This is a genomic window from Paracoccus versutus (genome assembly GCF_029909795.1).
In the GTDB taxonomy this organism is placed as follows: domain Bacteria; phylum Pseudomonadota; class Alphaproteobacteria; order Rhodobacterales; family Rhodobacteraceae; genus Paracoccus; species Paracoccus versutus.
The window spans coordinates 659,184-684,463 of record NZ_CP038196.1; the positions used below are offsets into that span (position 1 = coordinate 659,184).

Below are 25,280 nucleotides of genomic sequence, written 5' to 3' on the forward strand. Positions count from 1 at the left end.
CAGTTGACATGAAGCCCGGCCGCTGTTTCGGTAACGATCTCAGGGGAATGTCATTGTGGATAATCGGCGCCTCTCGCCGGAATGTTAGGCGACCTGATTTGCGAAAGCCGCATTGACCTCTCCGCTGTTGAATCAAGTGGAATCCGCTCGACGGCCGCCGTGAACAGGGTGCTGCGCTGGCTGATTCTCGGCGCATCCACTTTTTATGTTGCAGCCATATCCTTCTCGCCGCGATCCGGGAAGAATTCCGGTCAAGCACATCGCATCATCCTGTCGCGACCAGCCGTTGGACCAGAGCGCGCCGTAACGCCTCTGTGATATCGCCGGGCGGCGGCGTATCTGTCACCAGGGGATCAATTCGGGAGTGGTGCAACCCGGCCAAGGCTGCCGGGCTGCAGATGAAGCGCAAGAACTAGGGGAGCGGCTCTGTGGGCAACTTAGCAGGCTGCTGAAAAGGTCCTTGCGACAGGACAGCGCGGGCGGGGAACCGGGAAATCCGCCTCAAATTTGCCGAAAACACCCTATTTTCGGGCCGATATCAGCTGGATCCAGAACGATTTCTGCTGCGTCGCCCTCTCAAAATCCTTTTTCAGCAGCCTGTTAGGGTCATTCCTATCCCGACATCCTGGGACCGGATCAGAGGATGACGCGCAGCAGATGTCGCATTGGTACTGAAAGAAGATGCCGCGTGCTTTGGCGGCTTTGACCGGCTCGGCCAGCGGGAGGATCACTGGCGCGTCGATCTGCTGGGCGATCAGATCCTCGACGTTGTTGACCTGGGTCTGCACGTTGCCCGTCGTGGCCAGCACGAATTCGAGCTGCGGGAAGGCCGTTTCCGTCGCCTTATTGCCTTCTTTGCCGCTGTCGGCGCGATGTTCGGAAACGAAACGACCTTCTGGATGGCTATTATCCCCCCAACCGAGCTTGGTCTGCGGTGAGCATCGCCGTGCTGGGATCTGATTTTCCGGTGAAACGAGGCGATGTTCGTCCAGGCATATGGTGATTCATAGAGTTTTTCGATAATCCTCCTCCTGCTTTCTTGCTGTGGAAGCTGATGGCTGTCCACGGGTTTCCGCTGTCCAGAGGTGTCTCCTCCTCGAATATAACTGGTAGGGAAAGTTCCAGCCGAAAGATGGAAATGATCATCAGAGGTGATTTGGCAAAAGCCACAGCTATCGCCGTCAGCCTTCCCGACATCCTGATGGCGAATGAGGTGGCGCCCGGTGTTTTCAAGATTGCCAGCGGTGGAAGCGAGAAGATCGATTGCCATGGGGAATACGGGACCGTCAGCAACACCTTCTGCAGGCCGATCATGGTGCTTGCCAAGCCACCTCGGCACCGGAGCATGGGGGAAATGCATTCCTGAACAATATTTCCGGCATGCCCGGCGTAAGCGTAACCGGATGCATGGCCTCGAAAACCGTGGATGAGTGCCATGGAAATGGACCCGGCCATTATCATTGTCTTGGCAGTGCTGCACATGACACTTCAAGCCCTGCAGTTCACGAGGCGATATTCCACGGTATAGCGGCGCACGGACCCCTGGGAGGCAGTAATTGTATCATTGATATGATCGGAGCCTTGTTGGTCTGATATCGCTCGATGAGCGGTAGCATATCCGAGCCATAGACCGGATCCAGATTACTGCGCCGCCCGCCGATCAGGCCCGGATGCGGACAGTGATGGGCGACGACGATGGTGAGGCCGGGGAAGGGCGCCCTTCCAGCCATGTCCGGTGATCGGCATGGGCAAGCGTCGTGTCGGCGGTAGCCTTAGCTGATGCGATAGCGGCAATCGTCACGCTGCGCCGCCATCATCGCCCAGGCGCAGATCGCCGCGCAGGGCGAAATCTGTCCAGAGCGTGCAGCACAGGAAGCGCAGGTTGCCGAGGACGAGTTCCGCCTTCTGCAGGAATGCTCCCCGGCCCCGGCGCAGATCGCTGCCAGCGAGTCGTCGCCGTCCAGCGCATGGTCGTCATAGTCGTGGTTGCCAGGCCGGAGATGGCTCCGGCCGGGCTCGACATAGCGACCCAGGTGCCGGAGCATATGCGGCCAGCGCACCTTGGGCTTGTTCGAAAGATCGCCTGCGACGATCAGCGCATCGAGCGAGGCGAGCAACTCCGCATCAAGGGCCGCGAGCGGATCGCGGCCGGCCTGCAGCCAGAAGGCGAGGTGAAGATCGGCGGTCACGAGAATGCGCATGTCACCACCCTCCCTTGTCGTTCCGGGCCGCCAGGTCGTTCGCATCGAGGGAGCGGACCGCCATCACCTGCGCGGCAAGCAGCTGCTTGAGCCGCACCAGACCGTCCGGCGGGGTGACGCCGGCGCCGCCTATGACGCCGGGGCAGGGCGCGCCGCGTCACGCTCGCGGCCCTCGAAGCAGGCCAGGTCGGCGCAGTTGGCTCCGGCAGCCGGACCGGCGGACAGTGGCAGCCGGCACCCGTCGTTCGAGGTCGGCACCGAGATCACCCAACTCATGTCGAACGCTCGAAATGGGCAGTTCCAGCTGCGTGCCGGCGCCAGAACTGGAGGAGATCAGTTCGCCCTCTCGCCCGAAATCTCGATCCGGCGTTGACCGGGCGATCGGCTTTCGAAAGCGGCGTGGCGATGGCCCCCGGCGCGGCCAAGCGCGATGGTGCTGGCCATGAAGGCATGCGTCCGCCCGTCGTCGCGCATATCCGCCTGGAGAGGTCTGGAGGGTTTCACCATCTGATCGCGGAAGGGGCAGGGGCGATCCAGCCTCCGAATCTGGACAGGGCGAACAAGCCTTGCCCCGTTTAATCGCGGGTGAATTCAAGCTCGGGCAGGATGGTTTCCCATTCGTCCCGCTTGATCCATTCCCTGTAGGCCTCCTCGTTGTCGGTCTTCCGCCAGCGCACGACGGCACCGACGGAACCTTTCAGGAAGGTCATGCCCTCGGGTGGTTGCCAGGCTTTCGCCATGCGGCCAAGCGGGCGGCCGCGACGGTCGCGCAGGCTCCAGCGACCATCCTCGCGGATCAAGTGAAGCTCGTCGCCGGAGCGGGCGCTGGCAATGGCCGCATGGGCGGGATGTCCCGGCGCAAGACGACCGGCGAAGGACAGATCGACCGCCTCGAGGCTTGGCAGTTCGTAATGCCTTTCGGGCGGCAGGCCATTTCCGAGATCCACGCGCACCGGGCGGTGCAGGATGCCGTCGCCCCCTGGCTGCAGGAACGCATGCCGGCCGGTGGTGGTCATGGCAAGCGTCTGGCGCGCGCGGGTCATGGAAACGTAGAAGAGCCGGCGGGGGGCGTCCTGATCCTCGCCACGGTTGGCGTTTTCCCATCCGCCGTCCAGGATCACGACGTGGTCGAACTCCAGCCCCTTGGCGCGATGCCCGGTCAGCAGAAGCAATCCGCGCTGTTCGCCCCGGCTGTCCCGCGACCATTCGGCCAGCCATTCGATGGCATCCAGCGCCGGCATCGCGCCTGTTCCCAACTCGCGGGCCAGGGCCGCGATGCCCTCGGCGATGCGGTCGATCCACCGGCTCGGTGTCTGCGCGTTCAGCAGATCCAGGATATCAGCGATCGTCATCACCCTGCCGGGTTCGCGGCGCAGGTCCGCAACCAGGGCCTGCATTTCCCGCAGGCGCCAGAGGCCGGGGGGCTTTTCGCTGGCCAGCTCGACCTTGATCCCCAGCGTCTCGGCATAGGCCCGGACGGGGCCAAGCCGCTTCCATTGCCGCGCGATGATCGCGGCCCGGTCCCAACAGAATTCGGGATCGAGGCGGGACAGCCGGATCAATTCGTCCAGCGCGGCCATGGCGTGGGGGATTTCACCGGCAGGACAGTCCAGCAGCTGGACGCGACCCTGGGCGACGGGATCATGCCGGGCCATGACACCCCCCGCAGGCTCCATCACCCTGCCGCTGTCGATGGTGATGTCGCGATCGGCCTTCATGCGGTCCCGCGCCGGCCGGATGACGGCGTTCGCGGTCTCGACGATGTTCCGGGTCGAGCGGTAGTTCTCGACCAGGAATTCCGGGCGGGCGCGGTAGTCCTCCTCGAACTTGCGGATGTAGTCGATCGAGGCCCCCGCGAAGGCATAGATGTTCTGGTCGTCGTCCCCGACCGCAAACAGGCTGAGCTGAAGGTCCGGGTCGTCCAGCGACCGGCCCGCCACCGCCGCGATCAGCGCATATTCCTCGGGGCCGATGTCCTGGTATTCATCGACCAGGATCCAGCGATAGCCCTGGATCAGCGCATCGCGCTGCGCCTCGGCCTCGGCCCGGCCCAGGCCCTCGCCGTTCAGCTGGCGGTCCGCCTCCATGACGATGCCGTCGAAATCGCGGTCGTCGGATTTCTGGCCGGTGAAGCTGGCGCCGACCAGGCGCATGGCCAGGGCATGGCAGGTCGAGACGGTGACGCCGTTTGCATCGTCGCCGACCAGATGGCGCAGGCGCGCCCTTATCTCGATGGCGGCATGGCGGTTGTAGGTCAGCACCAGGATGCCGCGGGCATCTTCGCGGCGCATCCGCAGCAGGAAGGCGATGCGATGCACCAGCACCCGCGTCTTGCCCGAGCCGGGACCGGCCAGCACCAGGACATTGGTCTTTTCCCGCGTATCGGTGACGATCCGCTGCTGGACCGGGTTTCCCAGCGATTCGACGATGGCCTTCCAGGAGGCGCCGGTCGTCTGCCGGCGGATGTCCTGGCCCCGACCGGGCAGCCAGCGGTGCAGGAAGCTGTCCTGGTCCAGGGTGAAGTAGTCCGCGGACAGGCGTTCCGCCTCGTTCATGTCGACCAGGCCGCGTTCGGCATAGGCGGCCATCACATGGGTCTGCACGGTCTGCTCGGTGTAATGTTCCTCGAGCGGCAGGAAATGTTCCTTGGTGAAGGGTCCGCCCTTGGGGTTCAGGTGGACGGTCATCGCCGGGCGGAAGATCATGAGCCCCTTGCCCAATGTCACGATGCCCTGTTCGTGCAGCCACAGAAGCGCACGTTCCATGAGCTTGGTCTTGTCCCTGACGCCGCTGGCTTTCAGCTCGATATCCGCGGCCATGGCGTTCAGGAGATCGCCGATCTTCGTTTCGATCTGGATGTCCTTGCCCCGGATCCCCTTGCCGACCTTGCCGGCCAGATGTCCAAGCAGAACGGCCGCTGCCTTCCAGCGCAGTTCCGCCGTCTGCTCGATGATCCGCCAGGACCGTTCGAGCGCGACCGCAAGCGTGTTGCGCGACGCCTTTCTCAGCCGGATATTGCCACGGCCGCCATCCTGGTCCCGTCCGTCGCGGGCCATGCCGCGCAGCAGCTTTTCGACGATGTCGGGGCGTGCCTCCTTATACCCCCTGTCGCGCAGGGTCTGGCAGGTCTCCGACAGGTGCAGCGGGACGGGTTCGGACCGCCCGGCATCGGGGGCCGCCTCGCGCATCAGCGCGATCAGGGTTTTCTCCAGATCCGACGCCTCGGCAAGGCGGGCGGCGGAATGCCCTTCGATGCCGATATGGACGAAGACGGTGATCGCCAGATCGTTGCTGGCGATGCCCAGGGTCTCCAGATCGGCCATGGCCTTGTTCAGCTGGCCCGGCGTGAGGCCGCTCGCGCCGCAAAGCTCGTCACTGGAGATGCCCTGGTCCGGCGGCGCGTTCATCACATGCCGGACGATGGCGACAAGGGCCTTGCGCCGGGCCTCGGTGATCTGGGCCTCGCGCAAGCGGCTCTCGGCCTCGTCGAGCGTGCGGATCTTCAGCGAGGAGGGATAGATCTGGACGCGGTTCTCCTCGCGCCGCAGCAGCACCGCCTCTTCGAGCCAGGACACCGCCGTCTTGACCCGCGTGTCTTCGGTGGCGCTGTCGCGTTGGAACTCGCGGTCCTTTTCCTCGCGGACGATCTCGCCCGAGGTGGCGACGACCGTCCCGGTCTTGCGGGTGCGTTCGTCGATCCGGCGGATCGCCCGCAGGATCGCGCCGATCTCGTGCCGGGCCAGGCGCGAGCGTGCCGAAAGCTGGAATTGCCGCTCGATGTCGTCGGCGGCATAAAGCAGCACGCAATTGGCATCGGCCCGGTCCCGCCCGGCCCGCCCGGCTTCTTGCAGATAGTTCTCCAGCGAGCCGGGAATGTCGCAATGCACGACCAGGCGGATGTCGGGCTTGTCGATCCCCATGCCAAAGGCGTTGGTGGCTGCGATGACCCGCAATTCTCCGGTTCGGAAGCGTTCCTGGATGTCCTTCTTGTCGTCGGCGCCGAGGCCGGCGTGGAAATGCTCGGCCGCCATGCCTTGGTGCTTCAGAAACGCGGCGACCCGCTCGGTCGCGTTCCGGGTCGCGCAATAGACCACGGCGCCCGAGCGGCCTTCGGCGGGCAGCATGTCCGAGATCACTTCGAAGATGTCGGCCAGTTTCCTTTCTTTCCCCGTCGGACGGACCTCGAAACTCAGGTTGTCTCGCGTGGCACCGCCGTCCAGAAGCAACAGCTCGACGCCGACGCGGCTTTCGAAATGCTCGCGAATGTCGCGCACGACCTCGGGCTTCGCGGTGGCGGTCAGGCAAAGGATCGGCGGCGGCGGCCCGTCCCCGGCGGTTTCGCGGATGAAGCGCGCGACATAACGGTAGTCCGGCCGGAAGTCGTGGCCCCATTTCGAGATGCAATGCGCCTCGTCCAGAACCCAGAGACCGATTTCCCGCTGTTGCAGCACCGAGCGGATCGAGGTGCTGCGCAGTTGCTCGGGCGAGATGATCAGGATCGCGGCATCGCCCATGCGGATCCTGTCGAGCGCGTCCTTGCGCTCGGGCATCGACAGCATCCCGTTGATCGTCACGGCCGAAGAGATCCCGGCCCGCTCCATCCCCTGGACCTGATCGGCCATCAGCGCCACCAGGGGCGAGATGACCACGGTAAGGGCGCCGGTCCTGTCGAAACGCGACAGGGCGGGGATCTGGTAGCAGACGGACTTGCCGGTGCCCGTGGGCAGGATGCCCAGCAGGTTCCGCCCGTCCATCGCCTCGCCGACGATGCGTTCCTGAAGCGAGCGCCCCCTCTCGTCGGCGGGTTGCGGCCGGAAGGCATCGAAGCCGAACCAGCGCCGGAGCGCCTTGACCGGGTCGTTCTGTTCCGCGCACCATCCGCATCCGGGATCCTGGCAGGAGCCGTCCCTCAGCTCTCGCACGATCAGCGAGGCCTCCCTGAACTGGGCCCGAACCCAGGGCGGCATGACCGAATCCCCGCCGGCGACCGAGATCCAGGACAGGGCATAGGCCATCGGCCAGCCGCGGTCGGGGCTGGCCAGCCGGTCCAGTTCCTGCTCGAGGCGCTGCTTGCAGGTCTTGCCTTCCGCAAGGCGGCGGATCGCGGCGAAGGCCTGTTCCCGAGAGGGTAGCCCGGCGCCCCGCACATGGCCAAACACCGCGTCGAATCCCCGGCTCAGATCCTTGCGCGTGGTCAGCCAGTGATAGGCGGTCAATGCATCGGGCGTCTGGGCATTCAGGTCGCTGAAGGCCTTGAGCTGGTTCTCCAGCACCTGGAAGACCAGCTTCGCATCGAGCTCGGGGTCGTTCACATGGCCGGCCTGCAGGCGCCCGTCCTGATAATGCTTGACCAGATGGTGATAGGGATTGCGCGGAAAGGCGAGGGGGTTCAGCCAGAGCGTGTCGATGGGCGCCTGCATGATCCGCGACAGGCGCGGCCGGGCAGCCACGAGATGCGCCAGATCGTGCCGCAGGAAATTATGCCCGATCGGGTGCGCGATGCCGTCGAGCGCCTCTTCCAGACGATCGAGCCCCTTCTCAAGCTGTCCCTCTTCGGCGCGGATCGCCCCGTCCATGCCGTGACGGACCGCGGCGAAGGCAAAGATCCGCGCCGTCCTGGGGTTGACCTCCAGATCGATCGACAGGCATTGCCGCAGAAAGCGGTGGCGGTCCGATACGGCGGTCGTGGTGCATTGCTCATCCATCTCGAGCAAAGGGAATACAATTCCTGCGCTTCGTGCAATCGCAACATCGCCGCAGCTTTCGGGTCGCCCCGGCGGGTGCCGGATGCCGCCGCATTCTTCTGGCGACAATGCCGGCGCATGGCGAAGAGGGGCGGCTTGCATTCCGGCATGTTCGAATGCCCATGCCCAGGGACAGGCGCCCGGTGACGACCCGGCCTGCATGGCACGAGCTTCGCCGGCAGACGGATTTCCAGGCATTTGCCGCCCAGGCCCCGCGAAGGAATCCGGCGCGGGGGGCTGAGCAAGGGCGCGCTCTGCGGCGGTTTCGGTCTGGCGCGCGGTCATATTGCCCCCAAGGCCGTGGCTTATTTCGCCACCGTCACGGCGGTGCCCAGCCATGGGGCCAGGGCGCTGAGAGCCGGGACATATTGCGTGGCGACGATCGCGCGGCAGGTCTGGACCAGCAACGGTTTCAACGCCGTCAATTCGCCGCTGCGGGTCACCAGATAGATCCGCCGCGCGAAGGCCGGGCCGGGCAGGGGCAGGATCTGCAGGAACGGCACATGGTGCGCGCATTTGCGGATGCAGCTTGGCGTCAGGATCGTCCAGCCCAGCCCCGCCGCAACGAAGCTGATGATGGAATCGATGGTGTCGCAGGCGAAGGCATGCGGAACCTCCAGCCGGGTGCGGCGGAACTGCTGCTCGACCCGCCGCGCGATGCCGGTGGTGGCGCCCGAGCGGATCATCGGCGAGGTGGTGGCAAAACGGCGAAACGATTCCTCGTCGCGGAACGGCGGCACCTCCTTGGGCAGCAGCGCGATGAACTGCTCGGAGAACAGCTCGTGCCGGTCGAAGCGGTCGAGATCGTCGAAAGGGTCCGCCGAGATGACGGCGTCCAGGTCGCCGCTGATCAGCTTTTGCCGCAGCGGTTCCATGAAGCCGCTGAAGATCGAGACCGCGTCGATGGTGTGGCGCATGGCCTTGATCAGCTGCGGCACCAGCGGATCGGACAGCGAATCGATGATCCCCAGCCGCAGCTGGGTCAGGGTCGTCTGGTTGGCGTCGAGCAATTCGTTTCGCAGCGATGCCGCCTGCGACAGCAGCCGCTCGGCGCTTTGCGCCAGCCGCCGGCCGGCGGGCGTCGGCACCAACGGCCGCGACGTGCGGTCGAACAGCGGCACGCCCAGCTCTGCCTCGAGCCGCAGGATCTGCCGGGAGACGGCCGATTGCGTCAGCTGCATGCGCTCGGCGGCGGCGGTCATGCTGCCGGAGCCGAAGACGGCGAGATACAGTTCAAGCGCATGCAGGTCTATCGCCAGGCGCGGCGGGGGGCTGAGGGGGTCGGCAGCGCACATGAAGGGTCAAACCATGATTTTAGGGAATGATGATCAGGAATTTTCGGGATGATGGCAAGCTAGAATCGTGCCGGATATGCGGGTGTTTCTGGGACATAATCCTGTAAACAATGGAATTAATGGGAACCCATCGGGGCCGGCGAGTTTTCCGGCGCGCGACCAGAGAATGATTTTTGTTTTTGATAAGGCGCGGATTCGCCTTATCCACGGCTCAGATCATCTGACAAGGGAGGAGCCTGACAATGATCACCCGCCGCACCTTTGCCGGCCTGTCGGTCAGCATCGCCATCGCCCTGGCGAGCGCAGTGCCGGCTCTGGCCGAGACCACTTTCGAGAAGATCAGGCGCACCGGCACCATGGTCGTGGGCACCGAGGCCGCCTATCCGCCCTTTGAATTCGTCAAGGACGGGCAGATCACCGGCTTCGGCCGCGACCTGCTGGACGAGATCGCCAAGGCCTGGGGCGTCGAGATCAAGCAGCTCGACCTGCCGTTCCAGGGCATCCTGCCGGGGCTGCTGGCGCAGAAGTTCGACTTCGTGGCGACCTCGGTCGGCATCAACCCGGAACGGGCGGCGCGCTATGCCTATACGCTGCCCATCGCCGACAGCACCGCCTATGCCATCAAGCGCGCCGGCAACGGCGACATCGGGGGCGTCGAGGACCTGGCCGGCAAGGTGGTGGCGACGCAGCTCGCCTCGGCCGTCGATCCGGTCGCCAAGGCGCTGGACGAGAAGCTGAAGGCCGAGGGCCAGGGCTTTGCCGAGCTGAAGCTGTTCCCCACCTTCAACGATTCCTTCCTGGCGGTGGCCAATGGCACGGCGGATGCCGCCATGGCCGGGCTGCCGGTGCTGCAGAACCTGATGAACGAACGGCCGGGCGTGTTCGAGCTGGTCGGGCAGGCGGCCGATACCCAAAGCCTGAACGCCTGGGTGGTGCGCCCCGAGGACAAGGACCTGCGCGACGCCATCAACGCCGTCATCCTGGAGCTGAAGGCCAGCGGCCGCTTTGCCGAGCTGCAGCAGAAATGGCTCGGCATGACCTACGAGCTGCCCGAAACGGGCTATCTGCCCGAAGGGGCGCTCTGACGGCCCCGCGGCCCTTGGCAAGGGGCCGCGGCACAGGCCGAGCAGAAGCAGGAGGAAGCCCGTGGATTTCGATATGCTGGCGTTTGGCGACGCCTTCCCCCGGCTGCTGCCCGCAGCCCTCACCAACCTGACCATCGCCCTGGGCGCGATGCTGCTGGCGCTGATCGGCGGCACCGTGCTGACGGTGCTGCGCACCACCGGCATCGGCCTGCTGACCGGCGCCATCGGCGTGCTGATCAGCTTCATCCGCGGCACGCCGATCCTGGTGCAGATCTTCCTGTTCTACTATGGCCTGCCGGCGCTGGGGCTGGACCTGACGCCGATCCAGGCCGGGGTTCTGGCCATCGCGCTGAACAGCTCGATCTTCATCACCGAGATCATGCGCGGCGGCCTAGCCGGCATGGATCCCGGCCCGGTCGAGGCGGCCATCGCCCTGGGCGTGCGGGCGCGGACGATCTGGACGCGGGTGATCCTGCCGCAGCTTTACATCCGCATCCTGCCGCCGCTGGTCAACGAGCTGACCACCATCGTCAAGGGCACCGCGCTTTTGTCGGTCATCACCGTGGTCGAGGTGCTGCGCACCGCCCAGCAGATCGCCAACACCACCTTCCGCCCGCTCGAGGCGCTCCTGGCCGCCGCCATCGTGCTGTTTGCGCTGAACCTGGCGATCAGCCAGCTGGGCCGCCGCATCGAAACCCGCTTCGCCGCACGCAGGGGATAGGTCATGACCCTCGATTTCTCCGTCATTCTCGACAATTGGCCGCTTTTCGCCGCAGGGTTGTGGATGACGCTGGTCGTCGCCCTGCTGTCCATCGCCGCGGGCTTCCTGCTGGCGATCCCGGTGGCGATCATGGCGCTGTCGCATCGCCGCTGGCTGCGCGCCATCGCCGGGGCCTATGTGGAATGGTTCCGCAACATCCCCTTCATCGTGGTGCTGTATATCTTCTTCTACGGCCTGCCCTTCATGGGGCTGCGCCTGCCCGAGCCGGTGGTCGGCGGCATCGCCCTGGCCTTCTATGCCAGCACCTATTTCTCGGAGGTGATCCGCGGCGCGGTGCTGGCGGTGCCCAAGGGCCAGCTGGAAGCCGCGCGCGCCGTCGGCATGTCCTATTTCATGGGCATGCGCGAGGTGGTGGCCCCGCAGACGCTGCGGCTGCTGCTGCCGCCCTCGACCAACACCGCGATCTCGATGATCAAGGAAACCTCGGTGCTGTCCACCATCACCGTGGCCGAGATCACCTATCAGGGCCTGGTGGTCCAGGGCGCCACCTTCGCCCCGTTCGAGGTGTTCCTGACCACGGCGGCGCTTTACTGGCTCATCACCTCGGCCTTCGCCCATGGCATGCACCGGGTCGAGCGCGCCGCCGGCGCCGCGCAGGGCAGCCAGCAGGCCCGCCACAGCCTGGCCGACAAGTATCTCCAGCTCGGAATGCGGAGGAGCAAGTGACCCATCCCCTTCTGAAAGTCTCGAACCTGGCCAAGTCCTTCGGCACCATGACCGCGCTGCGCGACATCAGCTTCGAGGTCGCGGCGGGCGAGGTGGTCTGCATCATCGGCCCCTCGGGCTGCGGCAAGAGCACGCTCCTGCGCTGCATCAACTACCTGACCTTTCCCGACGGCGGCTTCGTCGAGGTGGACGGCACCCATATCGGCCGCGAGCCGGGCCGCGACGGCAAGGTGCGGATGCAGTCGCACAAGCGCATCGACCAGCTGCGGCCGATGATGGGCTTCGTGTTCCAGCAGTTCAACCTGTGGCCGCACATGACCGTGCTGGAGAACATCGCCCGCGGCCCCATCAAAGTGCAGCGCCGCCCGCGCGAGGAAGTCGAGCGCCAGGCCCGCGCGCTTCTGGCCCGCTTCGGCCTTGCCGGCAAGGAGGATGCCTATCCCTCGGCCCTGTCGGGCGGCCAGAAGCAGCGCGTCGCCATCGCCCGTGCCCTGGCCATGGAGCCGCGGCTGATGCTCTTCGACGAGCCGACCTCGGCCTTGGACCCCGAGATCGTCAAGGAGGTGCTGCTGTTCCTGCGCGAGTTGGCCGACAGCGGCATGACCATGGTGATCGTCACGCATGAGATCGGCTTTGCCCGCCATGTCGCCGACCGGGTGATCTTTCTCGACGGCGGCCTGGTCGCCGAACAGGGCCCGGCCCGGCAGGTGCTGGGTGACCCGCAGAACCCCAGGCTGAGGGAATTCCTCGCCCAGATCCACGAGGTGGCGGCCCCCGCCGACCTTTCCACCCCAAGCCATTGATTTACCCGGAGGACCATTCATGACCCGCAAGCTGACCTCGGCACCGAAGCATGGCCATACCAGCATGCTCTATTCGACCGTGCATACCGACCTGGACACGCTGGATGCCGACATCGCCTTTCTCGGCATCCCCTACGGCTCGGCCTATACCATGGACGAGGTGACGAACGACCAGAGCCGCGCGCCGACCGCGGTGCGGCAGGCGACGGACCGGGCGGTGCGGCTGCTCGACCGCTATGATTTCGACATCGGCGGCACGCTTTACGACGGCCGCGACGTGCGGGCGGTGGATTGCGGCGACGTGACCGGCGATCCGGCCGATCCCAAGGTGCATGCGCGCAATGCCGAAGCCGCGGTGCGCAAGATCCTGGCCGCCGGGGCGTTGCCGCTGATCATCGGCGGCGACCACGGCATCCCGATCCCGGTGCTGCGCGCCTATGACGACCAGGGGCCGATCACGCTGATCCAGATCGACGCGCATCTGGACTGGCGCGACCAGATCAACGGCGTGCATGATGGTCTGTCGAGCCCGATCCGCCGCGCCTCGGAAATGCCGCATGTGAAGGAGATCTTCCAGATCGGCATCCGCGCCCAGGGCACCGCCCGCCCCGAGGAATACGAGGCGGCGCAGGCTTACGGCTCGAACATCGTCACCGCCTACGAGCTGCACGAAAAGGGCATGCAGGCGATTCTGGACCGCATCCCGGACGGCGGGCGCTATTACCTGACGGTGGATGCGGACGGGGTCGATCCCTCGGTGATGCCGGGCGTGGCCGGGCCGGCCTTTGGCGGCGTGACCTATTGCCAGATGCGCGAGCTGCTGCACGGGCTGGTGCGCAAGGGCCGTGTGGTCGGCATGGACATCGTCGAGATCACCCCCTCGAAGGACGTGAACCAGCTGACCGCCATCGCCGCCGGGCGCTTTTTCGTGAACCTGGTCGGCGCCGCCGTCCGCGCCGGCTATTTCGACGAGCGGATCAGCCGGCGCGCCGCCCGGCCCGCCGCCTGATCGCACCCCGCCCGTTCCGGCAGTCCCGCCGGGGCGGGCCGTCAAGGATGCCAACCCAGGATTCAGGAGGTCCGCCATGTCCAATCCAGACGCCTCGCCCGCCGGGCCGATCATCTCCGTCGCCGGGGTGAACAAATGGTATGGCGCGTTCCAGGTGCTGACCGATGTCAGCCTGTCGGTCGCCAAGGGCGAGAAGGTGGTGATCTGCGGCCCCTCCGGCTCGGGCAAGTCGACGCTGATCCGCTGCCTGAACCAGCTGGAACAGCACCAGGAGGGCTCGATCGTCGTGGACGGGATCGAGTTGGGCAAAAGCGAAAGCGCCGCGCAGGCGGTGCGGCGCGAGGTCGGGATGGTGTTCCAGCATTTCAACCTGTTCCCGCATCTCGACCTGGTGCAGAACTGCGTCCTGGCGCCGATGTCGGTGCGCGGCATGTCCCGGCGCGCGGCCGAGGCGCTGGCGGTCAAGCTGCTGGAGCGGGTGCGGCTGGGCGAACACGCGCATAAATACCCCTCGCAGCTGTCGGGCGGCCAGCAGCAGCGCGCCGCCATCGCCCGCGCGCTCTGCATGGAGCCGCGCGTGATGCTGTTCGACGAGCCGACCTCGGCGCTCGACCCCGAGATGGTGGGCGAGGTGCTGGACACCATGCGCGGCCTGGCGGCCGAGGGCATGACCATGATGATCGTCACGCATGAGATGGGCTTCGCCCGGCAGGTGGCCGACCGGGTGGTGTTCATGGACCAGGGCCAGATCGTGGAACAGGCGCCCCCAGCGGCGTTCTTCGGCGCCCCGGTGCATGAGCGCACCCGGCGCTTCCTCAGCCAGGTTCTGCACTAGGGGGCGGGCATGGCGCCACGGACCATCGCGCTGGTCTCGACCGGCGGCACCATCGCCTCGCGCTTTTCGGCCGACCGCGGCGGGCTCTTCAGCATGGACGGGCCCGAAGCGCTGCTGCCCTCGGGTCCGTCGGAACTGCGGGTCGATCCGTTCTGCAATCTCGGCAGCAACCGCATCGACCTGGCGCTGTCGCTGGAACTGGCGCGGCGGATCGCCGGGCATCTGGCCGATCCCGAGGTGGCCGGATGCGTGGTGACGCATGGCACCGACACGATGGAGGAAAGCGCCTTCCTGGCCAGCCTGGTGATCGGGTCCGAGAAGCCGGTGGCGTTCACCGGGGCGCAATTCGCCGCCGACAGCCCCGTGCCGGACGGGCCGGGCAATCTGGCGGCGGCGCTGCGCCTGGCGGGCTCGCGCAAGGCGCGGGGCCTGGGCGTGGTGGTGGTCTTTGACGGCAGCGCCTATGCCGCCGAGGATGTCACCAAGATAGACGCGCAGGCCCGCGCCGGCTTTGCCGGTCCGCATTTCGGCCCGGTGGCGCGCGTCGGCCGTGCCGGTATCCGCCTGCTGGCACGGCCGCCCCGGCCCGCGCCCCGGCCGGCGACCGGCATCAGCCAGGACGTGGCGCTGTTGCCGGCGGTGATGGGCATGGACGGCCGCGGCATCGACGCGCTCGTCGCCACCGGCATGAGGGGCATCGTGATCGAGGGCTTCGGCTGCGGCAACGGCACGCCCGAACTGGCCTCGGCCGTGGCGCGCGCGCGGGAGCGGGGCGTGACCTGCGTCGTGACGACGCGCTGCCTGCGGGGCGAGACCCGGCCGCTTTACGCCGACGGCGGCGCGCTGGACTTGCAGCATGCGGGGGCGATCCTGGCGGGCCGGCTGCAGGGCAAGAAGGCCCGCATCCTGCTGGCCCTGCTGCTGGAAAGCCAGCCCGGTCCCGTCACGGCCAGGGATTTCGGGCATTATTGCCGCGATCTTGCTGGGGATGCCGGGGCGCAGATGGACTGATCGCCCGCGGCCGAGGTTGGCCCGGAGCGCGTCGCCCGTTCGACGCGGGCAGGTCAACGTGACGCGCCTGGAACGGTCGGGGGAGGCGGCATGACGCACAGGATCTTCACCACGCGCTTCGCCAGCCTCTCACCGCATTGCGTGGCGAAGGCGGAGAAGAAGGGCCGCACCAAGGCCGAGGTCGATGCGATCATCCCCTGGCTGAAGGGCTGCGGGCCAGAGGAACTGGCGGCCCGGCTGAAAGACCGGACGGATTTCGAGACTTTCCTTGCCGAGGCTGTGAACCCGGTGCGCGCGGATCAGGGGCGTGGTCTGCGGGGTCCGGGTCGAGAAGATCCAAGACCCGGTGATGCGCGAGATCCGCTATCTCGACAAGCTGGTCGACGCACTGGCCAAGGGGAAGCCGATGGAGAAGATCCTGCGGAAAGAGTGAGGCGCGCTGGCATTGCGGGTAACAGGCTACGACCTATGCCACCCCTGCCGCCGCCCGCGTGAGGCCCCTTGGCATCGTGGGTAAAAGGCCCAGTGGCGTGTTGCCGGAATCGGGCTTTTCCTCGCGGAACTGCATGCCCCGCCTGGTCTTCGCTCGATCCTTCGCCGGGGACGATGCCGCTTTTCGCAGCGAGGCGCGCGGCAGCGTTCCCGCATGGCGTGCCCGGACATGGCACCCAGCCCGAGAATGCGGATGGCGGCAAGCAGCTTGCTCTTTGGGATCGCTCTTTCTTCCCGAGCTTTCCTGGGCCGTGCCCCCGGCGACGATCCGCCGGGGGCAGCACGCCCTCAATACGACTTCGGCAGGCCGAGTTTCTTCTCGGCGATGTTGGACAGGATCAGCTGCGGGGTGATCGGGGCGATATAAAGGATCATGATCTCGCGCATGAAGCGCTCGACATGGTATTCCTTGGCATAGCCATAGCCGCCATGGGTCAGCATCGCGTTCTTGCAGGTCTCGACCGCCGCCTGCGAGGCCAGAAGCTTGGCCGCATTCGCCTCGGAACCGCAGGGCTTGCCTTCGTCCCACAGCCTTGCGGCATGCAGCATCATCAGGTTCGCTGCCTCCAGGTTCGCCCAGTTCTGCGCCAAGGGGTGCTGGATGCCCTGGTTCTGGCCGATGGGCCGGTCGAAGACCACGCGCTCCTTGGCATATTGCACCGCGCGCTCGTTCGCCGCCCGGCCGATGCCGATGCATTCGGCGGCCACGAAGATGCGCTCGGCGTTCATCCCGTGCAGGATGTAGCGGAAGCCCTGGCCCTCTTCGCCGATCAGATCTTCGGCGGGGATTTCCAGGTTCTCGATGAACAGCTCGTTGGTGTCGATGCCCTTGCGGCCCATCTTGTCGATCTCGCGCACCTCGATGCGGCTGCGGTCGAGCTTGGTGTAGAAGATGCTGAGGCCATCGGTCGGGCGCTTGCATTCCTCGATCGGCGTGGTGCGGGCCAGCAGCATGATGTAATCGGCCACCTGCGCGGTCGAGATGAACACCTTCTTGCCGTTGACCACGTATTTGTCGCCCTGGCGCACGGCGCGGGTCTTGAGCTTGGTGGTGTTCAGCCCGGCATCGGGTTCGGTGATGCCGAAACAGGCCTTGACCTTGCCCTGGATCATCGGCGGCAGCATGCGCTGGCGCTGTTCCTCGGTGCCGAAGAGGACGATGGGCTGCAGGCCGAAGATATTGAGGTGGATGGCCGAGGCGGCTTGCACCGCGCCGCCCGATTCCGCCATGGCCTGCAAGAAGATCGCCGCCTCGGTGATGCCAAGGCCGGCGCCGCCATAGGCCTCTGGCATGGCGATGCCGAGCCAGCCGTCATCGGCGCAGGCGCGATAGAAGGCCTCGGGGAAGCCGCCCTCGCGGTCGCGTTCCAGCCAGTAGTCGGGGCCGAATTTCGACGCGATGCGCAGGGCGGCGTCGCGAATCTCCTGCTGGTCGGGGGTCAGGATGTTCTCCATGGGAATCCTCGTGTTGGTCAATTGAAAAGGGGCGCGTGTTTCTCCGCCACGGCCTGGCATTCAAGCGCCATGGGCATGCGGGGGCGATTGGCTTATTCTTTCGGATATTGCATATCCGTGATCGGTTCGAAGACGCAGAAGAAGCGCTTTTCCGCAAGCGTGTCCGATATGGGCATCGCATCGGTATTCACGCGCGCCCGGATCTGGCCGATGATGTCCTGAACGTTGTCGGTATCGCAATTATAGATGGCGAGGTAATTCCATTCGAACGGACCGGGATCGCGCTGGTGCTCGCTGCGCTTGAATCGCTGGGAGCTGACCACGCCCGGAATGCGCATCACGTCCTGAAGATGCTGATGCGTATACCAGTCGTTGAATTCCTCGTCCGTGCCTTCCTTGCAATTCGTGAACACGATAAAGTCGAAACGCGGCATTTCATCCTCCCTGCGCTGCAGCAGTTTCATACGCGGCCCGAAAACGGGTCGATCGTTCCCCTCGGGGCAGCCGGTTCGGACCACCCCGTTCGGCGGCGACCTGGGGAAAGCCTTTCCCGCGCGAAGTCCTGCCTGTCCTGCCGGGCCCATGCGCCGCCCCGCACCGCCGGCAAGACCAGCCCCGTTCAGCCTGTGCCGGCCAGTTTGACGACAGCCGAGACGTCGTCGGCATCGGCCAGGTCCAGCAGCCGGTCGGCGAGCTGTCGTGCGCGGCCCTCCGCCAGGACGGCTTCGGCATTCACCCGGAACTTCTCGACCAGTTCGGCAGTGGTCATGTAGCTGTCGCTGCCCGGCGCGCCGCTGCCCTTGGGGTGGCTGCGCTCGGCGACGAAGACCTGGCCGCGCGCGCGGACCTCGACACGGGTCGGGCGGCTGGCGCGGTCCTTGGTCAGCGAATCGGCATAATCCGGGTGGATCACATGCTCGACCTTCTCCATCAGCCGCATGACCGAGGGGTCATAGACCCTCTCGGGCTTTTGCCATTCCGGGCCGCGGAGGAATTGATGGGCGCCAAGCGCCAGGCCATGCGCGATGCTGAACTGCGCATCCGTCACGTCGGTGATGTCGCGGTTCATCCACAGCGGGCGTTCGAGGAAACCCTCGACCCAGGCCTTGATGCCTTCGATCTCGTCCGGCGTGATCCGGTTCTGGTCGATGATCTGGTTCAGCGCGTCCAGCGGCGGGTGCAGGACACGGCAATGCGGATAGGGCTTGAACGAGCTTTCGGACGGAAAGCGCCATTCGCTGCCAAGCTTGTCCAGGATATGTTCGGGTTCCCAGCGGCGGGTGCCGATGAAGCGCGGATAGCCGTATTCCGGCTCGAAGATCTGCCGGTCGCCGCGATGGCCGAAGCCCGCCATATGCGCGGCGGTGATCGCGCCATGGGCCAGCCAGCCGCCCAGCATGTATTTGATCGTCGTCGGCGGGGCGTGCTGGCGCCAGGACGCCGCCGCGTTCACGGGCGAGATCATCGCCGCGATCGACAGCGCATTGCCGACGACCTCGGCGGGCTGGCCCTGAAGCTTGGAAATGGCGGCGGCCGCGCCGAAGATCGTGCTGGCGAAACCCCAGACGGGCGGCGGCTCGACCTTGCCGTCCCGGATGTCGCGCAGGTAATCCATCGCCTTGCCGATGCGCCAGGAAATCTCGTGCGCCAGCGCGGTCGCAAGGATCAGCTCGCGGCCGCTGGCATGCCGGGTTTCGGCCAGGGCAAGTGCGCCGGGCAGGACATAGGGGCAGACATGGCCGGGCGGCAGGACCGCGTCATGGTCCAGCGCATTGATCAACTCGGCATTGGCGAAGGCGGCGCCAAGGATCGAGGCGCGATGGCCGGTCCCCAGGATCGTCGCCTCCGTCCCGGCCTGCATCCGCCCGTAATCGATGCCGATCTGGCCGCGCTTATGCGTCGTCCCGGCAATGCCGCAGCCGACCGAGTCGAGAATGATCCGAACCGTTTCATCCACGACCGCCGCAGGCAGATCCTCGAAGCGTGTATCGGCCACGAATGCCGACAAATCGGCAAGCACCTGCTCATTCATATCCATAATCCTCCTCCTGCCTTGCGATTGCCTGTCCTTGCCGCCCGGTTTCATGCGGAATGGGGCGCGGATATTGCCGAGGGATTTCCATGTTCCTGGGCATCCTCGCCTTGCGGATTGGCCGCGGTTTCGGAAAGCCGCCGCCAGCCCAATCTTCGTTGACAATCGCAGGGCCCGACCGATCTTTTCGTCCAGGTGGATCCATTCCTGGCAAGCTGGGGGATCATCCGCGTCTCCTTTGCTTACTTTCGAGTAAGTAAATCTAATCCCGATTCGCGTCAACATGTTTTGCAAAGCGAAACTTGATGCCGCAACGTGTTCGACACAGCCTCCGCTCTGCGCCGCAACAACGGCTTGCGGCGCCCCCACGGGCCCGTCCGCAAGGCGCAAAGGCGCGGGCCGATGCGCGGCCGCAGGTCAGGCGGCGTTGTCGGCGCGGATCATCTCTGCCGCCTTCTCGGCGATCATGATGGTGGGCGCGTTCGTGTTCCCCGAGATGATCGCCGGTATGATCGAGGCATCGACGACGCGCAGCCCCTCGATCCCATGCACCCGCAGCCTTTCGTCCACCACCGCCATCGGATCGCTGGCCGGCCCCATGCGGGCCGTGCCGCAATGGTGAAAGGCGGTGCCGCCGAACTGGCGGGCAAAGTCCAGGATCTCGTCGTCGGTCGAGACCTTGTCGCCCGGAAATTCCTCGCGGACGTAATAGGGTGCGAAGCTTTTCGCGCCCAGCAGTTGCCGCGCGTATTTCAGCACCTGGACGATGGCCATGCGGTCGCGTTCCGTCGCCAGGTAGTTGGGCTGGATCTCGGGCTGGACCGCCAGGTCGGTGGACACGGCCCGCACCCAGCCCCGGCTTTCCGGGCGCTGCATGTAGCCGCCGCAGGTCATGCCCGGATAGCGGTCCAGAAGCCCCGCCACCCCTTCGCGATAGCTGGCCGGGGTGAAGGAAAGCTGAAGGTCGGGCGCATCCAGCGCCGGGTCCGAGCGCATGAAGACCCGCATCGGCACCGGCCCCATGCCCAGGATGGTGTCGCGGCTGCCAAGGGCCCATTTCGCGACCTCCGAAACCAGCGCCAGGCCCCGGCCGCGTTCGTTGACGGTGCGGATGCCCTTCAGCCGCACCGCCGCGCGCACCTGGTAGTGGTCGGTCAGGTTCGCGCCCACGCCGGGCAGGGCGGCGACCGGGTCCACCCCCAGCCCGCGCAGATGCCGAGGATCGCCGATGCCCGAGATCTGCAGCAGCCGCGGACTGTTCAGCGCGCCCGCCGACAGGATGACCTCGCGCCGGGCGCGCACCTCGCTCGGCGTGCCATGCGGGCCGCCGGCATGATAGCGCAGGCCGATGGCGCGCTTGCCATCGAACAGGATGCGCGCCGCATAGGCATGGGTCCGCACCGAGACCCGGCCGGTTGTTTCGGCCGGATGCAGGAAGGCGCGGGCCGTGCTCATGCGGACCGAGCGCCGGCCCGACAGGTCGATGGTGAACTGGAAGCCGCCGACGCCTTCCTGCGCGGCGGCGTTGTAATCCTCGACCTCGGGGATGCCCATTTCCCTGGCCGCCTCGACGAACATCCGGCACAGCGGGCTGTCGAAGGCCGGGTCGGTCACGGTCAGGGGGCCGTCGGTGCCGCGATAGTCCTGATCGGCAGCGCCGCCCCGCTTTTCCGAGCGGCGAAAGGCGGGCAGCACGTCGTCATAGCTCCAGCCCGGATTGCCGCGCTGCGCCCACCCGTCATAGTCGGCCCGCTGGCCGCGATTGTAGACCATGCCGTTGATGGCGCTGGAGCCGCCCAGCGTCTTGCCCTGCGGCAGCCCCACCGAGCGCCCGCCGATGCCGGGGACCGGCTGGCTGACGAAGCCCCAGGTCAGATCCTTGTTCATGACGTTCTTCACATATCCGGCGGGGATATGGATGAAGGGGTTGCGGTCCGGCGGGCCAGCCTCGATCACGCAGACGCTATGGTTGCCCGTCTCGGTCAGCCGATGCGCCAGGACGCAGCCCGCGCTGCCGGCGCCGATGATAACATAGTCGAATTCTTCCAATGCCCTGCCCTTGCGTTGATGCCCCGGCGACAAGAGATCCGTCCCGCCGCAACGGATGTCGCGGCGGGACCGGCCGCTGTCGCGTCAATCGGCTGCGGCTTCCTGATGCGCCCTCAGCACCTCGCTGCCCGGCAGGCCGGCCTTGTCCATGACCCCGGCCCAGTGGACCGCGCCCTGCTTCAGCCGTTCGACGAATTCCTCCTGGGCGGGGCCTTCCAGGGTGGTGACGGTATAGCCGTCCCGCGCCGCGACCTGGTCCCGAAGCTCGCTGTTGTTTTCATCGATATAGGCGCAGAACGACTGCTGCGCGGCCAGCGCCGCCTCGCTCATCACCGCGCGCTGTTCCTCGGTAAGGCGGTCCCAGCTGCGCTGGTTGACGGTTATGAAGAACACGCCCGAGCCGAAGTTGACCCCGTCGACCGCATATTTCAGCACCGGCTCAAGCTCGTACTGGACTAGGCCGGAATAGGGGAACACGGCGCCGTCGACGGTGCCGCGGGTAGCGGAATCGTAAAGCTCGGTCGAGGAGACCTTGATCGGCACGCCGCCCATCTCGGCGATGGCCTTTTCGGCCGCCGGGCCGCTGGACCAGATCTTCAGGCCGCGCACGTCGTCCAGCTTTTCGACCTTGCGGCTGCCGGTGAACAGCACATAGGGGGCCAGCATGTTGGCGTTCAGGACGCGCAGCCCCTTGGGCGCGAACTCCGCCTGGTCCAGGATGCCGCCGGGCTGGGTCAGCGCCCACATCTTGGCCGAGCCCTGGCAGGCACTTCCGGCGCCTTCCGGCAGTTCCCCGACCGAGGACAGCGGGAACTTGGCCGCATGATGCCCGGTGATGACGACGCCCAGGTCCAGCAAGCCGCTGCCCATGGTGGCGGGCACGTCCTTGCCAAGCTGCGCGGCGGGATAGCTTTCGAACTTGATCGCGCCGTTCGTCTTTTGCTCGACATCCGCCATGAAGACATCGACCAGGTGCTGGTGGATATAGTGCCCGGCGGGCAGGACGCTGCCCAGCTTGAGCGTCACCTCCTGCGCATATGCGGCCGAACCGGCCGCCATGCCAAGGAACGCCATCGCCGTTCCCGCATGCAATGCTGTCCTTGCCAGCGAGATGGTTTGTTTCATGTCTTTCTCCTCCCCAAGATGAAATGCAAGAAACCTGCCGGCGGGGCAGGGCGCGCCCTTCGCTTTGGCGCGGAAAGCGCGCGGCCGAGGCCCGGCAGGTCGCCTTCCTTGGGGAAATTACTTTTAGGAAATGTGTTTTGCAATACGGAATTTGATGCCGTTTTTGTAAATTTTGCAAAGCGCCGGCAAGGCAGGGTTTTTGGCAATGCTGGCGGGGATCAAGGATGCAGCACATCGCCCGCATGAAGCGGCGGCGATCGTCAGCAAGAAGGTGGGCAAGGTTCCCTGTCAATCCCAGGGAGGGGTTATCGAACAAGGCCATTCGGGCACTTGTCTTCGATATGCGAATACGGCGCGGCTTTTCGCGCCAATGACGTCATAGTTGTCGCAGGAAGCCATCTCGTATTTTTCGGTCTGCGCAACCGAAATGGTCGGGCGCATATCCGTATTAAGGATACGCCTAAACTTTCCGAATTGCAGAGATCGCCTTCCGGTCGGTTTCCCGCCGGGCGCAGCCTATCCCTGCGGGCTCATCCACATCTCCCCCACGCTTACTTTCTAGTAAGTAAACCTCGTTTCGATTCGTGTCAACATCATTTTGCAGGGCGGAATCTTTGGGCGTATACCGCGGAGCCGCCCAGGTCTCATGTCGCGGCGCAGGGCTGACCATCATGAAGTTAGTTTACTGTTTTCGCTAGGTAGTATTCCGCAGGGGGACCTCTCTCCGTCAGGGCCTCTGATGCTGGAATCCTCGGCGCGACCTTCCGCCCCGCGGCGGCTGGGCGCTTGCCAGTCGCGCCTCGGGCGGTTAGGTTCGGTCCGGTGATCCTTCCTTATAACAGCCCCCTGATCCTCGACGATTATAAGGTGAACCGAACGAAACGACCCGGTTGCTGGCGGTTCAACCAGGACAGCCGTCGTCCGAAAAACGAGATTGAGAACCGATCTGTGCGCAGTTCAAGCGGGGTTGCATGGCTCGGCAGGGAAACTGTCGCCCGAAAGATCAATGGGCGCTGTTCATGGGGCAAATGCCATCATGGCCGCGCGACGGACGAGCAACAATAATTCCTTGATGACGAGAAGCCACGACCATGACGCCGATCTCAAGAACTCCGAATGCGCGGCCCAACCTGACCAGGGACGAAATTTTGCGGGTTTCGGCGGATCTGTTCCGAAAGAAGGGGTATCGCGGCACCAGTCTCCAGGAGGTTGCCGACCACTTCGGCGTGCGCAGGCCCGCGATATATTACTGGTTCAAGAGCAAGTCCGACATCCTTCTGGAAATACACCAGAGATTCATGGAGATGTCGACGGCGCAGCTCAATGAAATCCTGGAAATGGATATTGGCCCGCATGAAAAGCTGGTCAGGATCATGAGCGGCCGGATCGACATGTTTTCCTCGAACATGGCCGACCTTGCCGTATATATCGAAAACGAATCCGAGCTTCCGGAAAGCGCGCTGGTCCAGGTCCGGGAAGTCAAGAAATCATACCTGCGCACGGTAGAGCAGATATATCGGGAGGGCGTCGAAAAGGGGGTTTTCGTGGATGTCGATCCTCATATAGCTGCAAGCATAATTCTGGGGATGACGCTCTGGATGTATAAGTGGTATCGCCCCGGCGGGCGGCATTCGGTGGAAGATGTCACCTCGGCCATCATCAATTTTGCTTGCCATGGGTATCTGAAACCGGACAACCTGCCCGCCGGGCTTTCGCTGACACCCGCATCGGCAGAGGCCGGAGGTGAGGAAGGCATCGGGCACGGCTCCGGCCGGCCGCAAAGATAGCCGTTCGGCCCGAGCCCACCGGCCGGATGCGGTCGATACCGTCGGCATAGACGAGCCCGCTGCCCCCGGTTCCTTCGCCACGGCATGCCGGCCCCCAAGGCCGGCTTTCAGCCCTTGCGCACCGGACGGCTCGTGGGTGTTCCGGTGCTGCGGCAGGGCTGCAGGACATGGTCGGCGACACCCAGCGCCGCCAGTTCCGCGCCCATCCGCGCCAAGGCCGCCCCGTCGATCAGGGTGGGATCGACCGTCGTGCGCACCTGGTGGGCCGTGCCGCTGGCCAGCAGCAGCCGCAGGCTTTCCCTGGCCCTGTCGCCGCTGCCGGTTGCGCCCGTCACCCGCCGATAGCCGGAAAACGGCGCCTTCACGTCGAAGCCGACCCAGTCGCAAAGCGGCAGCACCGCCGCAAGCCGGGCGGGGTAGGGGCCGGCCGTGTGCAGGCCGGTCCTGAACCCCAGGGCCCGGACCGCCCGCAACGCCTCGGGCAGGCCGCGCTGAAGCGTCGGCTCCCCGCCCGAGAACACCACGCCGTCGAGCAGGCCGCGCCGTCCCGCCAGAAAGCCCAGGACCTCTTGCCAATCCAGCGCGCCCTCGGCCTCGGGCGGGATGAGATGCGGGTTGTGGCAATAGGGGCAGTCCCAGGGACAGCCCTGCAGGAAAAGGGTGGCGACCAGCTCGCCCGGCCAGTCGCAGCTGGACAGGCGCTGCAGGCCGCCGATGCGGATCTCAGCCAAGATCGGCCCGCCGCTCGCTGAAATACAGCCGCTCGCGGAATTCGCCCTTCTTGCCGCGGTTGAACGAGGATACCGGGCGGTGATAGCCCATCACCCGCGTCCAGATCTCGCAGGGCTGGCGTTCCTCATCCGCCAGCAGGATTTCTTCCGGTCCGGTTTTCCGGTCGTCGAACATGGTC

Annotated in this window: 21 protein-coding genes and 1 pseudogene; 12 read left to right on the top strand and 10 right to left on the bottom strand. The window is 65.7% G+C overall.

Annotated elements, in window-relative coordinates; all coding sequences use genetic code 11:
• Positions 1–665: 665 nt before the first annotated feature.
• Both E3U25_RS03240 and E3U25_RS03245 read left to right on the top strand, forming a co-directional pair.
• Positions 666–938: a hypothetical protein gene (locus tag E3U25_RS03240; RefSeq protein ID WP_166435417.1), complete on the top strand. Its 273-nt coding sequence runs from the start codon at positions 666–668 to the stop codon at positions 936–938.
• 194 nt (positions 939–1,132) lie between these two features.
• Positions 1,133–1,366, top strand: coding sequence for a hypothetical protein (locus E3U25_RS03245; protein ID WP_116221217.1), 234 nt, complete (start codon positions 1,133–1,135; stop codon positions 1,364–1,366).
• Between the two features lie 406 nt (positions 1,367–1,772).
• Here the strand turns inward: E3U25_RS03245 and E3U25_RS03250 are convergent, their stop codons facing one another.
• A complete protein-coding gene (locus E3U25_RS03250) occupies positions 1,773–2,201 on the bottom strand; it encodes a metallophosphoesterase (protein ID WP_166435416.1) in 429 nt (142 codons plus the stop codon).
• Here E3U25_RS03250 and E3U25_RS03255 point away from each other — a divergent pair.
• On the top strand, positions 2,200–2,574 hold the full coding sequence (locus E3U25_RS03255; protein ID WP_166435415.1) for a hypothetical protein: 375 nt from the start codon (positions 2,200–2,202) through the stop codon (positions 2,572–2,574). The two genes, E3U25_RS03250 and E3U25_RS03255, sit on opposite strands and share 2 nt — an antisense overlap.
• A 202-nt stretch (positions 2,575–2,776) precedes the next feature.
• Here the strand turns inward: E3U25_RS03255 and E3U25_RS03260 are convergent, their stop codons facing one another.
• Together E3U25_RS03260 and E3U25_RS03265 are read right to left on the bottom strand one after the other, a co-directional pair.
• A complete protein-coding gene (locus tag E3U25_RS03260) occupies positions 2,777–7,906 on the bottom strand; it encodes a RecQ family ATP-dependent DNA helicase (RefSeq protein ID WP_116221215.1) in 5,130 nt (1,709 codons plus the stop codon).
• Positions 7,907–8,250: 344 nt separating this feature from the next.
• Positions 8,251–9,240 carry a LysR family transcriptional regulator gene (locus E3U25_RS03265; RefSeq protein ID WP_116221214.1) on the bottom strand — a complete coding sequence of 330 codons (990 nt, stop codon included), beginning with the start codon at positions 9,238–9,240 and terminating at the stop codon, positions 8,251–8,253.
• Between the two features lie 242 nt (positions 9,241–9,482).
• Between E3U25_RS03265 and E3U25_RS03270 the strand changes: the two genes are divergently transcribed.
• The 8 genes and pseudogenes from E3U25_RS03270 (at position 9,483) to E3U25_RS03305 (ending at position 15,863) form a co-directional block, all read left to right on the top strand.
• A complete protein-coding gene (locus tag E3U25_RS03270; protein WP_116221213.1) occupies positions 9,483–10,325 on the top strand; it encodes a transporter substrate-binding domain-containing protein in 843 nt (280 codons plus the stop codon).
• A 61-nt stretch (positions 10,326–10,386) separates the two neighbouring features.
• Positions 10,387–11,046, top strand: coding sequence for an amino acid ABC transporter permease (locus E3U25_RS03275; protein ID WP_116221212.1), 660 nt, complete (start codon positions 10,387–10,389; stop codon positions 11,044–11,046).
• A 3-nt stretch (positions 11,047–11,049) separates the two neighbouring features.
• Positions 11,050–11,772 (top strand): amino acid ABC transporter permease, encoded by a 723-nt coding sequence (locus tag E3U25_RS03280; RefSeq protein WP_036752659.1) that lies wholly within the window; start codon positions 11,050–11,052, stop codon positions 11,770–11,772.
• Positions 11,769–12,575 carry an amino acid ABC transporter ATP-binding protein gene (locus E3U25_RS03285; protein WP_036752656.1) on the top strand — a complete coding sequence of 269 codons (807 nt, stop codon included), beginning with the start codon at positions 11,769–11,771 and terminating at the stop codon, positions 12,573–12,575. The genes E3U25_RS03280 and E3U25_RS03285 overlap by 4 nt, the downstream gene beginning before the upstream one ends.
• 19 nt (positions 12,576–12,594) lie before the next feature.
• Positions 12,595–13,584 (top strand): agmatinase, encoded by a 990-nt coding sequence (locus E3U25_RS03290; RefSeq protein WP_116221211.1) that lies wholly within the window; start codon positions 12,595–12,597, stop codon positions 13,582–13,584.
• 76 nt (positions 13,585–13,660) lie between these two features.
• Positions 13,661–14,419 (top strand): amino acid ABC transporter ATP-binding protein, encoded by a 759-nt coding sequence (locus E3U25_RS03295; protein WP_116221210.1) that lies wholly within the window; start codon positions 13,661–13,663, stop codon positions 14,417–14,419.
• 9 nt (positions 14,420–14,428) lie between these two features.
• Positions 14,429–15,430 (top strand): asparaginase, encoded by a 1,002-nt coding sequence (locus tag E3U25_RS03300; protein WP_116221209.1) that lies wholly within the window; start codon positions 14,429–14,431, stop codon positions 15,428–15,430.
• Positions 15,431–15,520: 90 nt separating this feature from the next.
• Positions 15,521–15,863: pseudogene (locus E3U25_RS03305) on the top strand (DUF2200 domain-containing protein).
• Between the two features lie 347 nt (positions 15,864–16,210).
• Here the strand turns inward: E3U25_RS03305 and E3U25_RS03310 are convergent.
• From E3U25_RS03310 to dctP, 5 genes are all read right to left on the bottom strand, one after another.
• Positions 16,211–17,377 carry an acyl-CoA dehydrogenase family protein gene (locus tag E3U25_RS03310; RefSeq protein ID WP_114536551.1) on the bottom strand — a complete coding sequence of 389 codons (1,167 nt, stop codon included), beginning with the start codon at positions 17,375–17,377 and terminating at the stop codon, positions 16,211–16,213.
• Between the two features lie 92 nt (positions 17,378–17,469).
• Complete coding sequence (locus tag E3U25_RS03315; RefSeq protein WP_116221208.1) at positions 17,470–17,841, bottom strand: DUF4286 family protein; 372 nt, start codon at positions 17,839–17,841, stop codon at positions 17,470–17,472.
• 155 nt (positions 17,842–17,996) lie between these two features.
• Positions 17,997–19,409 carry an MmgE/PrpD family protein gene (locus E3U25_RS03320; protein ID WP_116221207.1) on the bottom strand — a complete coding sequence of 471 codons (1,413 nt, stop codon included), beginning with the start codon at positions 19,407–19,409 and terminating at the stop codon, positions 17,997–17,999.
• 417 nt (positions 19,410–19,826) lie between these two features.
• Positions 19,827–21,458 carry a GMC family oxidoreductase gene (locus E3U25_RS03325; RefSeq protein WP_116221206.1) on the bottom strand — a complete coding sequence of 544 codons (1,632 nt, stop codon included), beginning with the start codon at positions 21,456–21,458 and terminating at the stop codon, positions 19,827–19,829.
• Between the two features lie 84 nt (positions 21,459–21,542).
• Entirely contained in the window at positions 21,543–22,583 is a 1,041-nt protein-coding gene (dctP, locus tag E3U25_RS03330; protein ID WP_084196916.1) for a TRAP transporter substrate-binding protein DctP, read from the bottom strand.
• A 1,091-nt stretch (positions 22,584–23,674) separates the two neighbouring features.
• Between dctP and E3U25_RS03335 the strand changes: the two genes are divergently transcribed.
• A complete protein-coding gene (locus tag E3U25_RS03335; protein WP_116221205.1) occupies positions 23,675–24,370 on the top strand; it encodes a TetR/AcrR family transcriptional regulator in 696 nt (231 codons plus the stop codon).
• 107 nt (positions 24,371–24,477) lie between these two features.
• Here the strand turns inward: E3U25_RS03335 and E3U25_RS03340 are convergent, their stop codons facing one another.
• Complete coding sequence (locus E3U25_RS03340) at positions 24,478–25,101, bottom strand: anaerobic ribonucleoside-triphosphate reductase activating protein (protein ID WP_116221204.1); 624 nt, start codon at positions 25,099–25,101, stop codon at positions 24,478–24,480.
• Positions 25,094–25,276: an anaerobic ribonucleoside-triphosphate reductase gene (gene nrdD, locus E3U25_RS03345; RefSeq protein WP_011749260.1), complete on the bottom strand. Its 183-nt coding sequence runs from the start codon at positions 25,274–25,276 to the stop codon at positions 25,094–25,096. Before nrdD ends, E3U25_RS03340 begins: the two co-directional genes overlap by 8 nt.
• Positions 25,277–25,280: the final 4 nt, after the last annotated feature.